The following is a 16,277-nucleotide window of genomic DNA, read 5'->3' as shown; positions in this document are numbered from 1 at the left end:
TTAGTGATTCAACCAAAGTATGGAAAATTGTAATACGTTAGTAATAGTAAACTTTTACCAAACAATTGTGTAATCAATTTCACTTATATCCATAAAAATAGATACAAAAATAACATACTTGAGAAGGTAATGACTTACGTTTTTACATCCATATATCCACTTTAAGAGGTTGTTTAAAAAGTCGGGATTGCTGTACCAATTATTTCACCTCTCCCTAACCCTCCCCTTATAAAGGGGAGGGAACTGGATTTTCTTGTTTCCCACCTTCATAAGGGGAAAGGGGGTAACAATGTGATGAAAATTGCGAGATGCCACTTTTAAAACATCCTCTAAGCAAAAGCTCAATTTATTCCCTTGCGGAGTATAAGTAAAAATTAAATTGTGAGGTTATATGGAAAGAAAAATAATTAGTATAGGATTACCCGAAAAGATAAATTTTTATTGGGAAAAAATCACTCAAAATAGTATTTTTTTTAGTAGAATTTTCACTACTTTATTTTTTTTAATTGGCTTACCTGCTATCCTTCATCATGCTATGTGGCGTGATGAATTAAATGTTTGGCTTATTGTTAGAGATAGTCAATCATTATCCGAATTATTCCATAATATTCATTATGAAGGACATCCTTTTGTTTGGTATATTTGTTTAAGTATCTTAAAACAAATCACAACTAACCCTGTGATTATGCAAATGTTTCATCTATGTTTAGCTACAGCATCCGTTTATTTATTTACTCGATATTCACCATTTAACTATTCACAAAAATTGTTATTTTGTTTGGGCTATATTCCTTTTTATGAATACCTATTAATCAGCAGAAATTATGCAATTGGGTTACTACTGTGTTTTTTGTTCTGTACTATCTATTCTAGCCGAAAACAGAGTTATATTAAACTTGCCATTGTTTTATTTTTCATGTCTAATTCAAACGCTTATTGTTTATTATTAGCTTTTGCATTCAGCATGACTCTCGCATTAGAATACATTTTACAAAAACCTTTACATCAAACCCTTGTAGCCAAAAAACATGATGTCATTTTAAGTAGTTTAATTGTCTTGGCTGGATTCACTATCTCCTTGATTCAACTTATTCCTCCTCAAGATAGTAAATTAGCTGGAGGTTTATCAGGAGTTATATTAAGCTTTGATTTTAATCACTTAACTAAAACTTTATCCAGAATATGGAATAGTTATATTATTATTTTAGTTCCAGGTGAATCTCAACAATTAAGCCTGTTTTTCTTTTCTATTATTTCATTAATGTTTTTCGGATTTTTCACAATATCATTTATTAAAAAACCAATTATCCTTTTTCTATACAGCTTTGGAACAATTGAAATTCTTGTTTTTACATACATTAAATTTGTAGGCGCTCCTCGTCATTATGGACATTTATACATTTTACTGATTGTATGCCTTTGGCTGTCTATTTATTATTCTAAAACATCTTTATTTTTACAATTATTTCCCCGCAAGCTGAAAACTCATATTACACAAACTATTAAATGGACAAAACCTTATTATTTACCCGTGATTATGTTCATTTTATATGTGCAAATGGCAGGAGGAATATTTGCTTTTAGTAGAGACATGATTATTCCTTTTTCATCTAGTAAGGAAACATCTGTATACATTAAAGAGCAATATAAAGATAATTTAAATGATATTTTTATTGTCGGTAGTCGAGATTATACAATGTCCCCAATTTCTGGTTATATTAATCGCAAGATTTATTATCCAGAAATACAAAAAATAAGTAGCTTTGTCTTATTTACTACTCAACGTAAAGAAGTTGATCATGGGGAAATTTTAAGCCAACTTAGCCAAATGATTAAAAAAGAATCAAAGCCTATATTATTAATTTTAAATAAACCATTAGAGACTAATAATATTGAATTAAAAATTGATCCTGTTAAGGAATTTAAAAATGGCTTTAATTATGATGAGCAATATTATTTATATTCTGTTTCAAAACAATCATTATGAGAGAAAATTATAAATTTCCCATTACAATGTGGTTATCTAGCAGACTTCTAATAGTCGTTGCTATGTTAATAATTGCCCCCTTAATTCCAGTCCCAGAAAATGGAGTATATGCCACGTTTAGTTTAGATATTTTATCCGCATGGGATAGTTCTTGGTATGAGAAAATTGCGACTTATGGCTATGATTTTTCTAGTGACGTAAAGCAAATTCATACCGTAGCATTTTTTCCTTTATTTCCATTACTAACTCGTGTGCTGATGACTATTGGCTTACCTTTTAAAGTTGCCGGCACTTTGGTGAACAATATAGCATTTTTAGCAGCCCTAATTGTACTTTATTTTTGGGCAGAGGAACTTTATGGTCAAAAAGCAGCCAGATGGGCAACAGCGATATTAGCATGGTGTCCTTACTCCCTTTACGGAACTGTAATTTACACTGAAGGGCTATTTTTATTGTGTACCATAGCTGCATTAAAATCTTTTGAAAAAAAACAATATGTTTGGGCAACTTTCTGGGGTGTATTATCTACTGCGACAAGAGTACCAGGAGTGGCACTAATACCAGCTTTTCTGTTTGTTTCTTGGAAAGAAAATAGAGGCATAAAAGCCTATATTGCCAGTTTAACCACTGGTTTAGGTATTATTCTTTATAGTCTTTATTGTCAACTTAAATTTGGTGATGCTTTAGCTTTCATTCATGCACAAAAAGCATGGCGTGGTGATGCAACAGGTTTTGCTTTGCAAGGTTGGTGGAAAATGTTAATGCAAATTACGGTGGGTTTCACTAATTGGGAGTTTGGCTATATTAAAGATCCTTTACATCCATTGTTATTTTTAATAATTATCACTTGTGGCTGTTTGTTATGGCACTTTCGCCTGAAACTAGGTAATATGAAATTCCGCTATGGATTATATTTTTTATGGCTATTGCTTTGGTTATTAACTGGTGATGAAATATTTAAAATAATACTAGTTTTTGGTGGAATTTATTTACTATGGCTTTCACGAAATAAAATTCCATTGGTTACGGTTGTCTATGGGTTTTCTTCCTTAGCATTAATTTTGAACACTGGGATTACAGCATCTGCGGAACGCTACGCTTATGGTATTATATCGCTGTCAATAGCATTCGGTTTATTGCTCGAACGTTATCCTCGTTGGGGATACCCAATTATGTGCTTTTTTGCTATTTTATTAGGACACTTTTCTGTGCGTTTTGCGCGGGATCTTTGGGTGGCTTAGAGGATGCTTGAAAAGTTTTTAATGTATAAAAAAAACCTCTACAAACCTTTCCCCGACGCGGGGAGAGGCTTTGAAACTTTGAAACCCCCCTTCCCTCGTAGGGAAGGGGGGAAGGGGGGTTAGGTTTCTGGAGATTATCGGTTTCATCTAATACTTTTCAAACAACCTCTTAAGGGTTAAAGAATTAAGCATTAAAACTTAAAATATTTGATAAACTTCGTCAATGCGTAAGTTCTGAAATATATTCTCGATATCTTTTAAATATTCCCAAAAAATTACCCACTCCGCCGACGGAATAGGCAATTTTCAAGAATTTAATAACTAAAAAACTTTAGTTAGATTTGGCTTAGACTTAATAGCGATTGCCGCCGCCGCCACGGTTGCCACCGCCACCGCCGTAGCCACCACGTCCACCACCGCCACCACCTGAAGAACCTCTGTCTTCTTTGGGTTTTGCTTTGTTTACTTTCAAATCACGACCCATCCATTCAGCACCATCAAGGGCTTCAATTGCGGCTGTTTCTTCCGCCTCAGTACCCATTTCCACAAAACCGAAGCCGCGCAAGCGACCTGTCTCACGGTCAGTGGGAAGCTGAACACGTTTCACAGCACCATATTCCGCAAAAACTTGAGTCAGCGCATCTTGTGTAACTTCATAAGAGAGGTTACCCACGTAAATTGACATAGAATATTTCCAAAATCATAAGAGTGTAGAGATTTAGATTTCGGAGAAAAGTCTGTAAATACCAAAAGGGAAAGCCTGTCAATACTAACCACAAACATTACCGCCGAATTAATTCCCACCTTCTAATGATTACACAAAAAATCATAATTGTGGGAAGAAGTTTAAAAAATGTTGTAAAAAGTCATATTTGTTGCTTATGATCAGTCCCACCTGTAAGTTATGCCCGTTAATTAACCCTATCCCCTGCATTTCAGCCATGAACCGCTCGATTATATTCGCTTCTCCAGGTATTGACCAATCATTAATTGTTCACTGGCACGGGAAATGATGCTTTGTCGGGTACGATATTTACTACCAATGAGTTTAATCTCTTCCTCAAATACTGAATTATTATATTCAGTCCGTAAACAAAGAGTTTTAGGGTTTGATAAATAATAATCTGCTGTAACGGGTTTAGATGTGGCAAAACCACGATCTCTATATAATATATTGCCCAAAGCCCCAAACAGGGTTAAACCTTGAGATTCTCGTCTGACCTTAATTATATCAGTGCTTTGCCAAGATACTTCAGCACCACAGGTCAAACTTTGCAAATCAACTAAATCATGGAGTTGGGCTAGTTTTTCCAATTCTTCACACCCCTGTTCTAAAAATCGGATGGTGATTATACTCTCCATTTCCTTGGTTTCTCCCTGAGGTAGGGTGTAGTAACGTCGTTCTGAGTGCCATTCACCTACCGATTCCTGAAAGAATGCGGCAATCTGCCTTTCATCAGCGGTTTTAACCAGTTTGAGGGATGCTTTCACTGTTTACTTTCCTCATTTATCCATAGATTGTTGCTTGATTTTCTATATCTTTCTGTGCCATCTGCTACTAGTAGTCTGTCAACCCGAAAATGACGGGTGAAGGCAAGCAGGGGGAGAAGAGAGGCAGGGGGGGGCAGGGGAGGGAAGAACAGAAGTTTTTTTCCGATCATTACCCGTCAAAATAAATTTGACGAACTACTAGGCTATGGTAATACATCTGGCTTTACCGGATATAGGTATAAAAGGCAATTATTATTTACTATTCTTAATATAGAGGTGAATCATAGAAAATGCCAGCGGGAAATTCAGATAATAACTCCCGGTTCATCCATTTTTTGGGCAGTTATACTCCGCAAGGGAATAAATTGAGCTTTTGCTTAGAGGATGTTTTAAAAGTGGCATCCCGTAATTTTCATCACATTGTTACCCCCTCTCCCCTTAGGAAAGGGGGTAACAAGAAAATCCAGTTCCCTCCCCTTCACAAGGGGAGGGTTAGGGTGGGGTAATTTGAGGAATAATGGTGATTCGATAACTTGTGTGTACACGATAGCCTGTACTTGCAGTTATTTGCATAAAATAAGCTAAATAAGGATATGTTCGACGTTACGGCAACAAAATCCATAATTACAAACCAACGAGTAGATGAGATACCTGTACTACTAGTACAGATAGAACGGATTAATGTACAAGGGCTAATACAGGGTTTATTGCTAGGATGCAATACAATATAGGGCGTAGACCCTACGCCCCTACAGACTTAAGGATTTGCTGACTAAGTAGGTGAACACAATAAAACCAATCTATGTAACGAAAAGTAAAATCGCCCAAACCCTCTTCACTCTTGCCTCTTGCCTTGCCATAACGACGATTTTCAATGCTAACCTACTTATATAAAAGCTCATCCATATAAATTGGTAAAGACAAAGCTAGGGAAATGTAGCTGTGATTAATAATTGGGGAATTGAAATCTATTAATAAATTTGTGCTGTTAATTACGACATCAATTATTTTTCAACTATAAAATGTGTTTCTAAGCAATTCGTAGGTACATATAGGACTCCTATTTGATTTTTGAACAGAACTCGGTACATACTGAAATCCTTCTTCCCTGTTCCCTGTTCCCTGTTCCCTGTTCCCTAACTCAACGGAAAATTCAGGAATCAAACCGGATTCCTATATATTTTAAATGATTGTGTAGCTACCGTCTCAAAAATAACTCTCAAAAGTATTTTTTGCCATTTTAGGTATTGATAATGACTTACAACGCAGAGGAAATGCAGCAGATTCTTGAAGTAGCTTTTAGACAAAAACAAAAGGGAGAATATACAAGAGAACAAATTATAGAAATAGCCTCAGAATTAGGTGTTTCTTCAGAGTCGCTACAAGCTGCGGAACAAGAATGGTTAAAAAATAATGTAGAAGTAAAAAAAGAGCAAATGTCTAATAGTCAACAACGGAAAGATTTCAAATCTCATCTATTTGCTTTTCTGGCAATTAATGGTTTTTTGGTGCTGTTAAATCTAGTGGTAAGCCCTGGATATTTCTGGGCTATTTATCCCATACTAGGATGGGGGTTAGGTTTATTACTGCATGGCATAAAGGTTTATATTAGTAATGACTAAAATAGATCCCCGAATTCTTGAAGAATTCGGGGATCTTATCCCCTTTTAATTTAAGATTTACTAGAGCGCTCTTTTGGGTTTGATAATTACTCAACTATATTCACTATTTGGGAACTAGCTAATGTTGGTGTGGTGAAAATTTGCGAGTATAAGTTTGTAGGTTGTTGACTAGCAACAACTGGTAAAACTTGACGAGCATGAGCCGTAACTGCCACTGTTTTTACATCATAGGTTTGTGTAATCATCTTAGGATAAAAACCAATACCGATGATGGGAACTAATAAGCAAGCGGTGATAAATAATTCACGGGGCTTAATATCAAGAACTACAGCATCTAAATGTAAGTCTTGATGTTGGTTGCCGTAGAAAACTTGACGTAGCATGGACAGTAAATAAATGGGTGTCAAAATCACGCTAACTGCTGATAGAAAGATGACTACAATTTTGAAGCTGGAACTGTAAACATCACTGGTAGCAAGACCTAAGAATACCATCAATTCACCGACGAAACCACTCATTCCGGGTAAAGCTAGAGAAGCCATTGAACCGATAGTAAAGAGAGCGAAAGTTTTGGGCATTACTTTACCCATACCGCCCATTTTATCCATCACTAAGGTGTGAGTACGTTCGTAAGTTACACCGGAAAGGAAGAATAAACTAGCAGCAATTAAACCGTGAGAAACCATTTGTAATACAGCACCGCTGATACCGATTTCTGTATAAGATGCAATGCCAATTAACACAAACCCCATGTGGGCAATTGAAGAGTAAGCCAGACGGCGTTTGAGATTGGTTTGAGCAAAGGCGCAACAAGCACCATAAACAATATTAACTACACCTAAAATCGCTAAAACTGGAGCAAAGGTAACATGAGCATCAGTTAACATTTCTACGTTAAAGCGAATTAAGGCATAACCACCCATTTTTAACAATACACCTGCCAAGATCATTGAACCGGGTGCGGATGCTTCACCATGAGCATCAGGCAACCATGTATGTAAGGGAAAAATGGGTAATTTGACACCATAAGCGATTAAGAAACCTGCATAGAGGGCTAATTCTAAGGTTTTGGGATATTCTTTCATTCCCAATTCGGTCATGTTGAAGGTGAAGTTATCACCATAGAAAGCCATTGCAAAACCAGCTACCAGTATAAATATGGATGCTGCGGCGGTATAGATAATAAACTTGGTAGCTGCGTAACGGCGGTTTGTGCCTCCCCAGATGGAAATTAGTAGGTAAACAGGTACTAGCTCAATTTCCCACATCAAGAAGAACATTAATAAATCTTGGGCGAGAAATACTCCTAATTGAGCGCTGTACATAATCAACATCAACGCATAAAATAAACGCGGCTTGTTGGTTACTTTCCAAGCCGCGAATACTGCGAGTGTGTTAATGAAGCCTGTGAGAAGTATCAGGGGCATTGATAAACCATCAATGCCTAGAGACCAGTTAAAGCCAATTTGGGGTATCCAAGGATAGCTTTCTGTCATTTGCAGGGCGGAACTTTGAAAGTCGTAATTCTGCCAAAGGGCAAAAATCATGAGTACAAAGTCTAATAATGCCACTCCCAAGCCGTACCAGCGGACGGTTTTACCCTCTTTATCGGGAATAAGGGGAATTGCGAGGGCTGCCACTAAAGGCAGGAAAATTATGGCTGATAACCAAGGAATTTCTATGGCATTCATCACTGTTGACAATATGTTTTTGGTTTTGCTTTTGTTTACATTATATTAAGGAATCGTTACGTCTGTAAACGATTTCTTATGAAGATTTCCAATTTGGAGGACAGATAGTAATAAATACTTACTAAATTATGCCGCGAGTCCATTCTAAATGTAAATTTTTGCAACGTCAACAAAAAAACAGCGACTAATATCGCTGTCTTTAGTTATAATGAACAGCTTGAGGATAAATTGAATTTTTATCAAAGTTATCTCTGTTTCTTAGACAATACGGTTGACAATCATCCACACTTCTCCATCTGATCTTACGAAAGGGACAGAAATTGTCTTAAAGCCTGTGATGAAAGGTTTGTAGTAAACTTGCCAATACATGGGACTAAGTTCATCGGCGCAGGTTTTGAGGAGTTTAATTTCTTTTGCCAGTTCTCCAGCTAGTTCATTAACTCGTTCGGCATGAACTTGAGCAATTTTTTTGGCTTCTTCTAGCTGTTCTTGTTGTTGGGAGATGCGGATAGACATGGGCAAATACCGATTGAGATGAGCTTTCCTTTGTTGTATTTGCTTTTCTAGGTAATATAGGGCATCGTCTATGCCTTTAAGTTCGGCGGACAGTTGGACGTTTTCTCTGGCTTGACGACGGTAAGCTTCAACTATCGCTAGGGGTGAGTCGTTTTCGCCCGATTCTACATGATGATTAGTCAGTGCAGCGCGTTCTTGTTGGAGTGCTTGAATTTGAGATTTCAGTGCTGCTATTTCTGACTGGATTTTTTCCATATCCATATATATATGATGATTGGGGGTAAGTGAAAAAGCTGTTACTTCTTCTGGGCGATCGCTTGACAATCAAAATAGTCACGGCAAGAACAGTACTCTGCTTGCAGCAGTGCTACGCGATCGCATTAAATTGTTGGCTGAATTTGTTTGTTAGCTTTTGATATTTCTTGCTTCTCAATTTCATCTAACTTTTTGCCGGAAGAATCTTTCCATTCCTTCAATCCGTTTGCACTACGCCCCATTATTACATTTGCTGCTGCTGATGGGCTACTAAACAACCAATCGGATTTAAAAACAAGTTTGTCATCTACTTGAACAATAATTTCATTCCAAAATTCTTTTTTTGATACATGGTCAACAAGTCTAGAATAAGCATTTTCAGCCTCACCAATGTATACTTTAGCCTTTTGCCTTGCCATAACGACAATTTTCAACACCAACCTACTTAGTTAAATTAAGCGATAAGCGATTCTTACGAAGTGCTGGCACTATTGCATCTAATAATATCACGGTTTTATCCGCTCTCATGATATTTTATACATTAATTACTTGTCAATTAGTTGTGTGTGACAATCGCTTCACACTCCATAGAGGTTGTTTGAAAACTTTTTCGTGTGGGATCTGACACCCGCAGATCCCCCTAAATCCCCCTTAAAAAGGGGGACTTTGAGGAATTTAGCCCCCCTTTGTAAGGGGGGTTGGGGGGATCTCGATTAATTCTGATACTTTTCAAACATCCTCATAGACATCACACAAACAATGACTTAATCAATTAGGTAAATAATGAATATCAAGAACTTCCTCCAAAGAATAAGGACATTCTGCGGGAAAATTTACAGTAAAACCTGTTTTTTCTTGAACATAACCCAAAGCGTCCTCATAAATAGTTGTAAAAATAGAATTCAAATAATTATACAAATTAGATGTTAATCTATCTTTTAACTGGACTCGAAAACTTCTAATTTCTGAACGCCAATGATTTTTATTTCTGTCATATTCTTGTGTCCAAAACTGCAATAATAAAAGATGTCTAATTACTTGTTCTAGTAGGCTTTTAACTTGATGCTTATCTCTTTTTGCCAATGATTCCAACTCCTCAATTAAATTTTCTAAATCTAACTCATCAAAACGACTTTGTTTTAATAATTTAATAGTTTCTAATAACCATAAATGGTCATCTGTTTCATAGATCTGCTGCAAATTAGTAATAACTGTCATAACTTTACCTTTTGTTATTTACAAATTACACATACAATCAATATATATTGTAAGGTGCATCGGACTCGATAATTTAATGTTAATCAACAAAATGAAATGTTTAAAGTAGGGGAACACTTCTGTTCCCTTCCCATGACTTAAGTCACACTACGTTATCACCGATACGTTCTCAACTCAAATAGGATTGCTATAGATGTTTGGTGTTGCTGCATTTGTAATTATCTATTACAAAATAACCGCCCCTTGCATATCGAGGGGAAGCGATCGCACAATTGAGTTCATACCCATTGCAGCCCAGGCATTTGCCATTGCTGTTTCTACGGATTTGGCATAACTTGTATCTACTAAAGCCAAAAGTGTGGGGCCTGCACCACTAATTACCATGCCATAAGCACCAGCAGCCACAGCAGCCGCATTCACAGTATCATAACCAGGAATTAAAGCTTGGCGATAAGGTTGATGTAATTTATCTTGCAAGGCTGCTATTAACCATTCTTCTCGATTAGTTGCTAAACCGCGCAACAATAAACCCAAATGAGAAATATTGAAAATTGCATCAGCACGACTGACTTCTGTGGGGACAACCTTTCGCGCTTCGGCGGTTGATAATTCAAAATTAGGAATTGCTACAACTGGAACTATATCTCGATGCCAGAGAATATCACAAATTTCCCAACCTTTTTTGCTGGTAGCAGCCAGACGACAGCCACCTAATAACGCTGGTACTACATTATCAGGATGTCCTTCCATGGCGATCGCTAATTCCATTACCTGTAACTCAGACAACGGTGAACCAGCCAACTCATTGGCAGCAACTAACCCCCCGACAATAGCAGTCGCAGAACTACCCAAACCTCGTGCTAAAGGTACACCCAACTTAATTTCTATTTTCACCGCTGGTGGTGTTTTTTCTATATATTGGTATAACTTGACAAACGCCTGGTATAAAAGATTACTCTCATCAGTTTGTACCTTTGCGGCTTCCGAACCAGAGACTTGAATAATTAACTCACCTGCATCAAGAATAGTAAACTTAAATTCGTTATACAGCTTTAAAGCTGCACCTATACAATCAAACCCCGGACCCAAATTCGCCGTCGTCGCGGGAACTTTAACAGTAATGCTAGAAACTACAGACATTGAAGTTAATTTAAAATTCCAATATGAACTACCCCATTTTACTTCCTTATACCAAATTAAGATATGGAATAAGATATCAAGAATTATTAAACGCAGATGAACGCAAATAAACGCAGATAAATTCGGATGAATTGATGGATTTGATGATTCTGTGCAGCTTCACATAAAAATCACAATAACCTAAAGTCTTTGTCTAATTTTCATAAAAGCCGCACCCGTCACTAAAGCCGCAAATTGTCCCCAATAACTCACACTAGAGAAGGAACTACCACCCGTCATATTTAAACTCCCTATGCCATAAAATGACTGCTGGATAAACCACCAAAATAAATATAAAATAGCTGGAACTTCCACAGGGATATACACAACCAATAAAGTCAAAACCGAATATATTTTTGCCTGGGGAAACTTGATCAGATATGCACCTAAAATAGATGCAATAGCTCCATTAGCACCAATAATTTGTATTGTTAAATCGGAGGATAAAATAATTTGGACTATACCAGAAAAAAAGCCAGCAGTTAAATAAAGTAGTAAATATTGTTTATGTCCTAAAATACTTTCTACCGTTTTTCCAAATACCCACAGAAACAGCATATTTCCTAAGATTTGGCTAAAACTGCCATGGAGAAACAGGGATACAGGTAAAGAAAGTAGCCGCCAAAATACAATTACCCAAGCCGCAGAATTGTAAAAAAAAGCGTTAGCAATTGAGATATTTATTTGAGATGGAATAATTCCCCAATTATTAATTAAATTTCCTAATTCATCACTCCACTCTAATTTTATTTCCCAGAGAAATATGACTACATTAATGCCAATCAACCAATAATTAATAATAGGCTTTTGCCAACTGCGAATATTATCATCTATAGGAATCATCTTGATTTTAACATTTGAATTACTAATTTTTAACTACTAATTAATATTTTTTCCCATCTCCTCATTTTTGTGTGGCAAGATTATCATAATGTAACACAATATTCAAATAGGCTCAGGAAATGCTAGGAAACACCCTTGTAGGCAGATACCAAATCACCAATTACCTGGGAGGTGGCGGATTTGGTGAAACTTATGTTGCTAATGATACTCAATTACCAGGCTCACCCCAGTGTGTAGTCAAGAAACTCAAACCTCAATCTACTGATATTACCACTTTAGAAATAGCTCGGAGGTTATTTGACACAGAAGCCCAAGTTTTATATAAATTAGGAAATCATGATCGCATTCCGCAACTTTTAGCCTACTTTGAAGAAAATGCCGAATTTTATCTGGTTCAGGAACTAATTATTGGTAATGATCTCAGTCAAGAATTAAAATCTGGTGTCATCTTCACTCAAAATCAGGTAATGTCTTTATTACAAGAAATTTTAGAAATTTTGGACTTTGTCCATCAACAAAAGGTAATTCATCGTGATGTCAATCCTCGGAATATTCTCAGACGAGAACAAGATAATAAATTAATTTTAATTGATTTTGGTGCAGTCAAACAAATTACGACAAAATTAGTAAATTCTCCAGACATTACCAAATCTACTGTTGCTATTGGTACACCCGGTTATACTCCTGGAGAACAAGCACAAGGAACACCAAAATTTAGTAGTGATATCTATGCTTTGGGGATTATTGCTATTCAAGCTTTAACTGGATTATCACCTGATCAATTAGAGAAAGATGTCGAAACTAATGAAATTATTTGGCAAAATTTTGCCACCGTCTCTCCAGAATTTGCCCAATTTCTAAATCAAATGATCTGTTATGATTTTCGCCAACGTTATGCTTCAGCAACAATAGCATTACAAGCTTTACAAGAATTAAATAAAAACTCATCGGCAACAATAATTATTTCCCCTGCTACCTTACCAAACCGAGTAAAAAATCCCCAAAATACCCCAGGGATATTCTGGAAATTGCTATTAGGAATATTTATTTTAGGTATTGGTAGTTTCGGGGCAATATTTATGCTCAATCGCCTGAATAATAAAAATGCTATAGAATTATATAATCAGGGTAATACTCTCATTCAATTACAACGCTATCAAGAAGCCTTAGCAACTTACGAAAAAGCCGTAGATATCAAACCTGATTATCCTCAAGCTTTATATGGACAAGGGAAAGCATTATTTCAATTAAAGAAATATCAAGAATCTTTAATAGCTTATGATCAAGCCATTCAAATTCAACCCAATTATTTAGAAGCTTGGACTAATCGAGGTTTTGTTTTAGTCAGACTCAAACGTTATTCAGAAGCAATTGCCACTGTTGATAAAGTTTTACAACTAAAGAATGATGACCCTAAAGTGTGGCAACTTAAAGGTGATATCTTTATAAAGATTAGCCAATATAATGATGCAATTAAAGCTTATGAACAAGCGATTAATTTCCAAGTTGATAATCCTGAATTATGGTACAAAAAAGGATTAGCATTCCAAAACCTTAAACAATATGAAGAGGCAATTACCTCCTATAAAAAAACTGTGGAATTAAAATCTGATCATGAATTAGCTTGGTACAATTTGGGTAATTGCTTAGTTAATTTAAATCGTTATGAATTTGCTTTCCAGGCTTATGATCAAGCAGTCCAGTATAATCCAAACAACTCCGCAGCTTGGTTATCCAGAAGTAATATATTAATGACATTACGTAGGTATCCAGAAGCAATTGATTCCTTTAGCCAAGTGATTAAAATCAATCCTCAACAATATCAAGCATGGTATAATCGAGGTTGGGCATTACATCAAGTTAAACGCTATCCAGAAGCAATAGAATCTTATAAAAAAGCTATTAGTTTAAAGGGAAATGATTATTTAGTATGGTATAATCTAGGAAATACACAATATAATTTACAAAAATATCAAGAAGCGATCGCCTCCTATAATAAAGCCATCCGTTATCAACCCAATCATTATGAAAGTTGGTACAGCAAAGGCAATGCCTTGTTAAATTTACAACAATACCCACAGGCGATCGCCTCCTACGACAAAGCCATAGAATATAAACCAGATTACCAACAAGCCATAGAAGCTCGCACCAAAGCCAAAAATACCCCAGTATTTCCCCCTAAATTCTAATTCTGGGCGCAGACCCTGCGCCCCTACATTCTGACTCCTCCTTTAAAAAACCCTGAGACTTTACCAAAATATAGGTAAAATCTAAAATACAAATCACAAATTATCACCGAGAAATCTCAAGCCCTTGCAACTTGAGTTAAAATTATGGACGTATTAGAACTAAAACGCGAAATCGAAACATTGTCTAGCCGCCTGGGTAAAACCCAGGACTATCTTTGACGTACCCGCACTCAAAGCCAAAATTCACGACTTAGAGCAAATTTCCGCCCAAACAGAATTTTGGGAAGACCAAACCCAAGCACAAAACACCCTGCAAGAACTCAATGATCTAAAATCCCATTTAGATCAATATTACAAGTGGCACACCAACTTAGACGATACCAGGGCAGTTGTTGAGTTATTGGAACTAGAAACCGATACAGCATTATTGCAAGAAGCGGAATCTACCATTACCAAACTCAATCATGAACTAGACCAATGGGAACTACAACAACTCCTTTCCGGCACTTACGACGACAAAGGTGCAGTCCTGACAATTAACGCCGGTGCTGGTGGCACAGACGCACAAGACTGGGCATTTATGCTCATGCGGATGTATACCCGGTGGGCAGAAGATCATGGTTATAAAGTCACCCTAGCCGAAGAATCAGAAGGTGACGAAGCCGGCATTAAATCCGCCACCCTAGAAATCACCGGACGCTATGCCTATGGTTACTTACGTTCCGAAATGGGAACTCACCGTCTCGTCAGAATTTCTCCCTTCAACGCTAACGGCAAACGGCAAACAAGCTTTGCCGGCATCGAAGTCATGCCGCAAATAGATAACACCGTCAAACTAGACATCCCAGAGAAAGATTTAGACATTAGCACCACCCGTTCTGGCGGTAAAGGTGGGCAAAACGTCAACAAAGTAGAAACCGCAGTCCGCATAGTTCACCTCCCCACCGGTCTAGCAGTCCGGTGTACAGAAGAACGTTCCCAACTGCAAAATAAAGAAAAAGCGCTCGCCCGTCTCAAAGCCAAGTTGTTAGTTATTGCCAAAGAACAACGCGCCCAAGAAATTGCCGAAATTCGCGGCGATATGGTCGAAGCTTCCTGGGGTAATCAAATCCGCAACTATGTATTTCATCCTTATCAAATGGTGAAAGACCTCCGCACCAACATCGAAACCACAGCCATTACAGATGTCATGAACGGTGAACTTGATATGTTCATTCAAGCCTATCTCCGGCAAGAAAACCAGATAGTTGAAGCGTAACTTAGATCCCCGACTTCTTTGAGAAGTCGGGGATCTTTGCTATATTTCCCTGACACAGGTTACAGTAAGAAAAGAGATGATAATGAATTAATTATGGAAAAATCCCCTGCCAAAGAACCCCAGCCTAGCTATGTCAAACTCGCCATGCGAAACATGGTTAGAAAAGGCGGCACTTCCCTCAAACACTTTGCGTTAACTGCCGTAGGACTGTTATCTGTCCTCGTGGGTTTGGCATATCTTACTCGCTAAGAGAGGAAAACTTGTGCCGCTACAGGTTGAATTATATTTAGAAAATTGCTTTGATGACTCTTCCCCAATTCCTCTCGAAACTTGGGAAAACTGGTTTTGGCAATGGTTGGAAATTCTTGAGGATTACTTACCAACTGCACCTAGTTATGAAATCAGTTTGCGTTTGACAACCGACACAGAAATTCAAACCCTTAATTCCCAATATCGCCAACAAGATAAACCTACAGATGTCTTAGCCTTTGCATCTCTAGAAGCAGATTTACCACAAAGCGAAGAAATGCTGGATGCCATGCCCTTGTATCTAGGTGATATAATTGTCTCTATAGATACAGCACAACGTCAGGCACAACAGCAGGAACATAGTTTGTCTACAGAGTTGGCTTGGTTAACGGCTCATGGTTTACTACACTTGTTAGGTTGGGATCATCCTGACGAAGAGAGTTTGATAGCAATGTTAAACGAGCAAGTTGTATTACTGAAGAAAATAGGTATTATTATTAACTTAGAGTTGGAGGTAGGGGAGGTAGGGGAGGTGGGG

15 protein-coding genes are annotated in these 16,277 nt (G+C 37.2%); 7 read left to right on the top strand and 8 right to left on the bottom strand.

Features of this window, described 5'->3' with window-relative positions:
* Nucleotides 1-391: 391 nt before the first annotated feature.
* Entirely contained in the window at nt 392-1,987 is a 1,596-nt protein-coding gene (locus AN486_RS23185) for a hypothetical protein (RefSeq protein ID WP_290602719.1), read from the top strand.
* Nucleotides 1,984-3,228, top strand: coding sequence for a mannosyltransferase family protein (locus AN486_RS23180; protein WP_290602718.1), 1,245 nt, complete (start codon nt 1,984-1,986; stop codon nt 3,226-3,228). The genes AN486_RS23185 and AN486_RS23180 overlap by 4 nt, the downstream gene beginning before the upstream one ends.
* 352 nt (nt 3,229-3,580) lie before the next feature.
* On the opposite strand, the gene AN486_RS23175 is transcribed toward AN486_RS23180, so the two are convergent.
* Nucleotides 3,581-3,913 carry an RNA-binding protein gene (locus tag AN486_RS23175; RefSeq protein WP_290602717.1) on the bottom strand — a complete coding sequence of 111 codons (333 nt, stop codon included), beginning with the start codon at nt 3,911-3,913 and terminating at the stop codon, nt 3,581-3,583.
* A gap of 269 nt (nt 3,914-4,182) precedes the next feature.
* Nucleotides 4,183-4,719 (bottom strand): phycobiliprotein lyase, encoded by a 537-nt coding sequence (locus AN486_RS23170; RefSeq protein WP_290602716.1) that lies wholly within the window; start codon nt 4,717-4,719, stop codon nt 4,183-4,185.
* 1,253 nt (nt 4,720-5,972) lie between these two features.
* Between AN486_RS23170 and AN486_RS23165 the strand changes: the two genes are divergently transcribed.
* Nucleotides 5,973-6,341, top strand: coding sequence for a 2TM domain-containing protein (locus AN486_RS23165; protein WP_027402508.1), 369 nt, complete (start codon nt 5,973-5,975; stop codon nt 6,339-6,341).
* Nucleotides 6,342-6,427: 86 nt separating this feature from the next.
* Here the strand turns inward: AN486_RS23165 and AN486_RS23160 are convergent, their stop codons facing one another.
* The 6 genes from AN486_RS23160 to AN486_RS23135 form a co-directional block, all read right to left on the bottom strand.
* Nucleotides 6,428-8,032 (bottom strand): NAD(P)H-quinone oxidoreductase subunit 4, encoded by a 1,605-nt coding sequence (locus AN486_RS23160; protein ID WP_053538167.1) that lies wholly within the window; start codon nt 8,030-8,032, stop codon nt 6,428-6,430.
* Between the two features lie 258 nt (nt 8,033-8,290).
* Nucleotides 8,291-8,803 carry a hypothetical protein gene (locus tag AN486_RS23155; RefSeq protein ID WP_168466946.1) on the bottom strand — a complete coding sequence of 171 codons (513 nt, stop codon included), beginning with the start codon at nt 8,801-8,803 and terminating at the stop codon, nt 8,291-8,293.
* A gap of 125 nt (nt 8,804-8,928) precedes the next feature.
* Nucleotides 8,929-9,237 carry a DUF4357 domain-containing protein gene (locus AN486_RS23150; RefSeq protein ID WP_290602714.1) on the bottom strand — a complete coding sequence of 103 codons (309 nt, stop codon included), beginning with the start codon at nt 9,235-9,237 and terminating at the stop codon, nt 8,929-8,931.
* A gap of 334 nt (nt 9,238-9,571) precedes the next feature.
* Complete coding sequence (locus tag AN486_RS23145) at nt 9,572-10,021, bottom strand: DUF29 domain-containing protein (RefSeq protein ID WP_053538169.1); 450 nt, start codon at nt 10,019-10,021, stop codon at nt 9,572-9,574.
* A 225-nt stretch (nt 10,022-10,246) separates the two neighbouring features.
* A complete protein-coding gene (gene thrB, locus AN486_RS23140; RefSeq protein WP_290602713.1) occupies nt 10,247-11,161 on the bottom strand; it encodes a homoserine kinase in 915 nt (304 codons plus the stop codon).
* Between the two features lie 180 nt (nt 11,162-11,341).
* Nucleotides 11,342-12,043: a rhomboid family intramembrane serine protease gene (locus tag AN486_RS23135; RefSeq protein WP_053538171.1), complete on the bottom strand. Its 702-nt coding sequence runs from the start codon at nt 12,041-12,043 to the stop codon at nt 11,342-11,344.
* 119 nt (nt 12,044-12,162) lie between these two features.
* Between AN486_RS23135 and AN486_RS23130 the strand changes: the two genes are divergently transcribed.
* The 4 genes from AN486_RS23130 to ybeY form a co-directional block, all read left to right on the top strand.
* Nucleotides 12,163-14,232: a serine/threonine-protein kinase gene (locus tag AN486_RS23130; protein WP_290602712.1), complete on the top strand. Its 2,070-nt coding sequence runs from the start codon at nt 12,163-12,165 to the stop codon at nt 14,230-14,232.
* Between the two features lie 144 nt (nt 14,233-14,376).
* Nucleotides 14,377-15,490 (top strand): peptide chain release factor 2 gene (gene prfB, locus AN486_RS23125; protein ID WP_190382692.1). Its coding sequence is split into 2 segments (ribosomal slippage): nt 14,377-14,448 and nt 14,450-15,490, totalling 1,113 coding nucleotides; the frame shifts between segments, so codons are not numbered across the junction.
* 93 nt (nt 15,491-15,583) lie between these two features.
* Nucleotides 15,584-15,739, top strand: a complete 156-nt coding sequence (locus AN486_RS23120) for a DUF3285 domain-containing protein (protein ID WP_071992792.1) — start codon at nt 15,584-15,586, stop codon at nt 15,737-15,739.
* A gap of 13 nt (nt 15,740-15,752) precedes the next feature.
* A partial coding sequence (gene ybeY / locus AN486_RS23115; RefSeq protein WP_290602710.1) for an rRNA maturation RNase YbeY occupies nt 15,753-16,277 on the top strand: 525 nt, incomplete at its 3' end.

Origin of the sequence: Anabaena sp. AL93, from assembly GCF_001672085.1 — a bacterium.
Lineage (GTDB): Bacteria > Cyanobacteriota > Cyanobacteriia > Cyanobacteriales > Nostocaceae > Dolichospermum > Dolichospermum heterosporum.
The sequence above is the reverse complement of the archived record's forward strand: the minus strand, read 5'-3'. Positions and strand labels throughout refer to the sequence as shown.

What these genes read in the sequence shown, in the direction of transcription:
- AN486_RS23185 (WP_290602719.1), top strand. Translation starts at nt 392, where the DNA reads ATGGAAAGAAAAATAATTAGTATAGGATTACCCGAAAAGATAAATTTT.
- AN486_RS23180 (WP_290602718.1), top strand. Translation starts at nt 1,984, where the DNA reads ATGAGAGAAAATTATAAATTTCCCATTACAATGTGGTTATCTAGCAGA.
- AN486_RS23175 (WP_290602717.1), bottom strand. Translation starts at nt 3,913, where the DNA reads ATGTCAATTTACGTGGGTAACCTCTCTTATGAAGTTACACAAGATGCG.
- AN486_RS23165 (WP_027402508.1), top strand. Translation starts at nt 5,973, where the DNA reads ATGACTTACAACGCAGAGGAAATGCAGCAGATTCTTGAAGTAGCTTTT.
- AN486_RS23160 (WP_053538167.1), bottom strand. Translation starts at nt 8,032, where the DNA reads ATGAATGCCATAGAAATTCCTTGGTTATCAGCCATAATTTTCCTGCCT.
- AN486_RS23155 (WP_168466946.1), bottom strand. Translation starts at nt 8,803, where the DNA reads ATGGAAAAAATCCAGTCAGAAATAGCAGCACTGAAATCTCAAATTCAA.
- AN486_RS23145 (WP_053538169.1), bottom strand. Translation starts at nt 10,021, where the DNA reads ATGACAGTTATTACTAATTTGCAGCAGATCTATGAAACAGATGACCAT.
- thrB (WP_290602713.1), bottom strand. Translation starts at nt 11,161, where the DNA reads ATGTCTGTAGTTTCTAGCATTACTGTTAAAGTTCCCGCGACGACGGCG.
- AN486_RS23135 (WP_053538171.1), bottom strand. Translation starts at nt 12,043, where the DNA reads ATGATTCCTATAGATGATAATATTCGCAGTTGGCAAAAGCCTATTATT.
- AN486_RS23130 (WP_290602712.1), top strand. Translation starts at nt 12,163, where the DNA reads ATGCTAGGAAACACCCTTGTAGGCAGATACCAAATCACCAATTACCTG.
- AN486_RS23120 (WP_071992792.1), top strand. Translation starts at nt 15,584, where the DNA reads ATGGAAAAATCCCCTGCCAAAGAACCCCAGCCTAGCTATGTCAAACTC.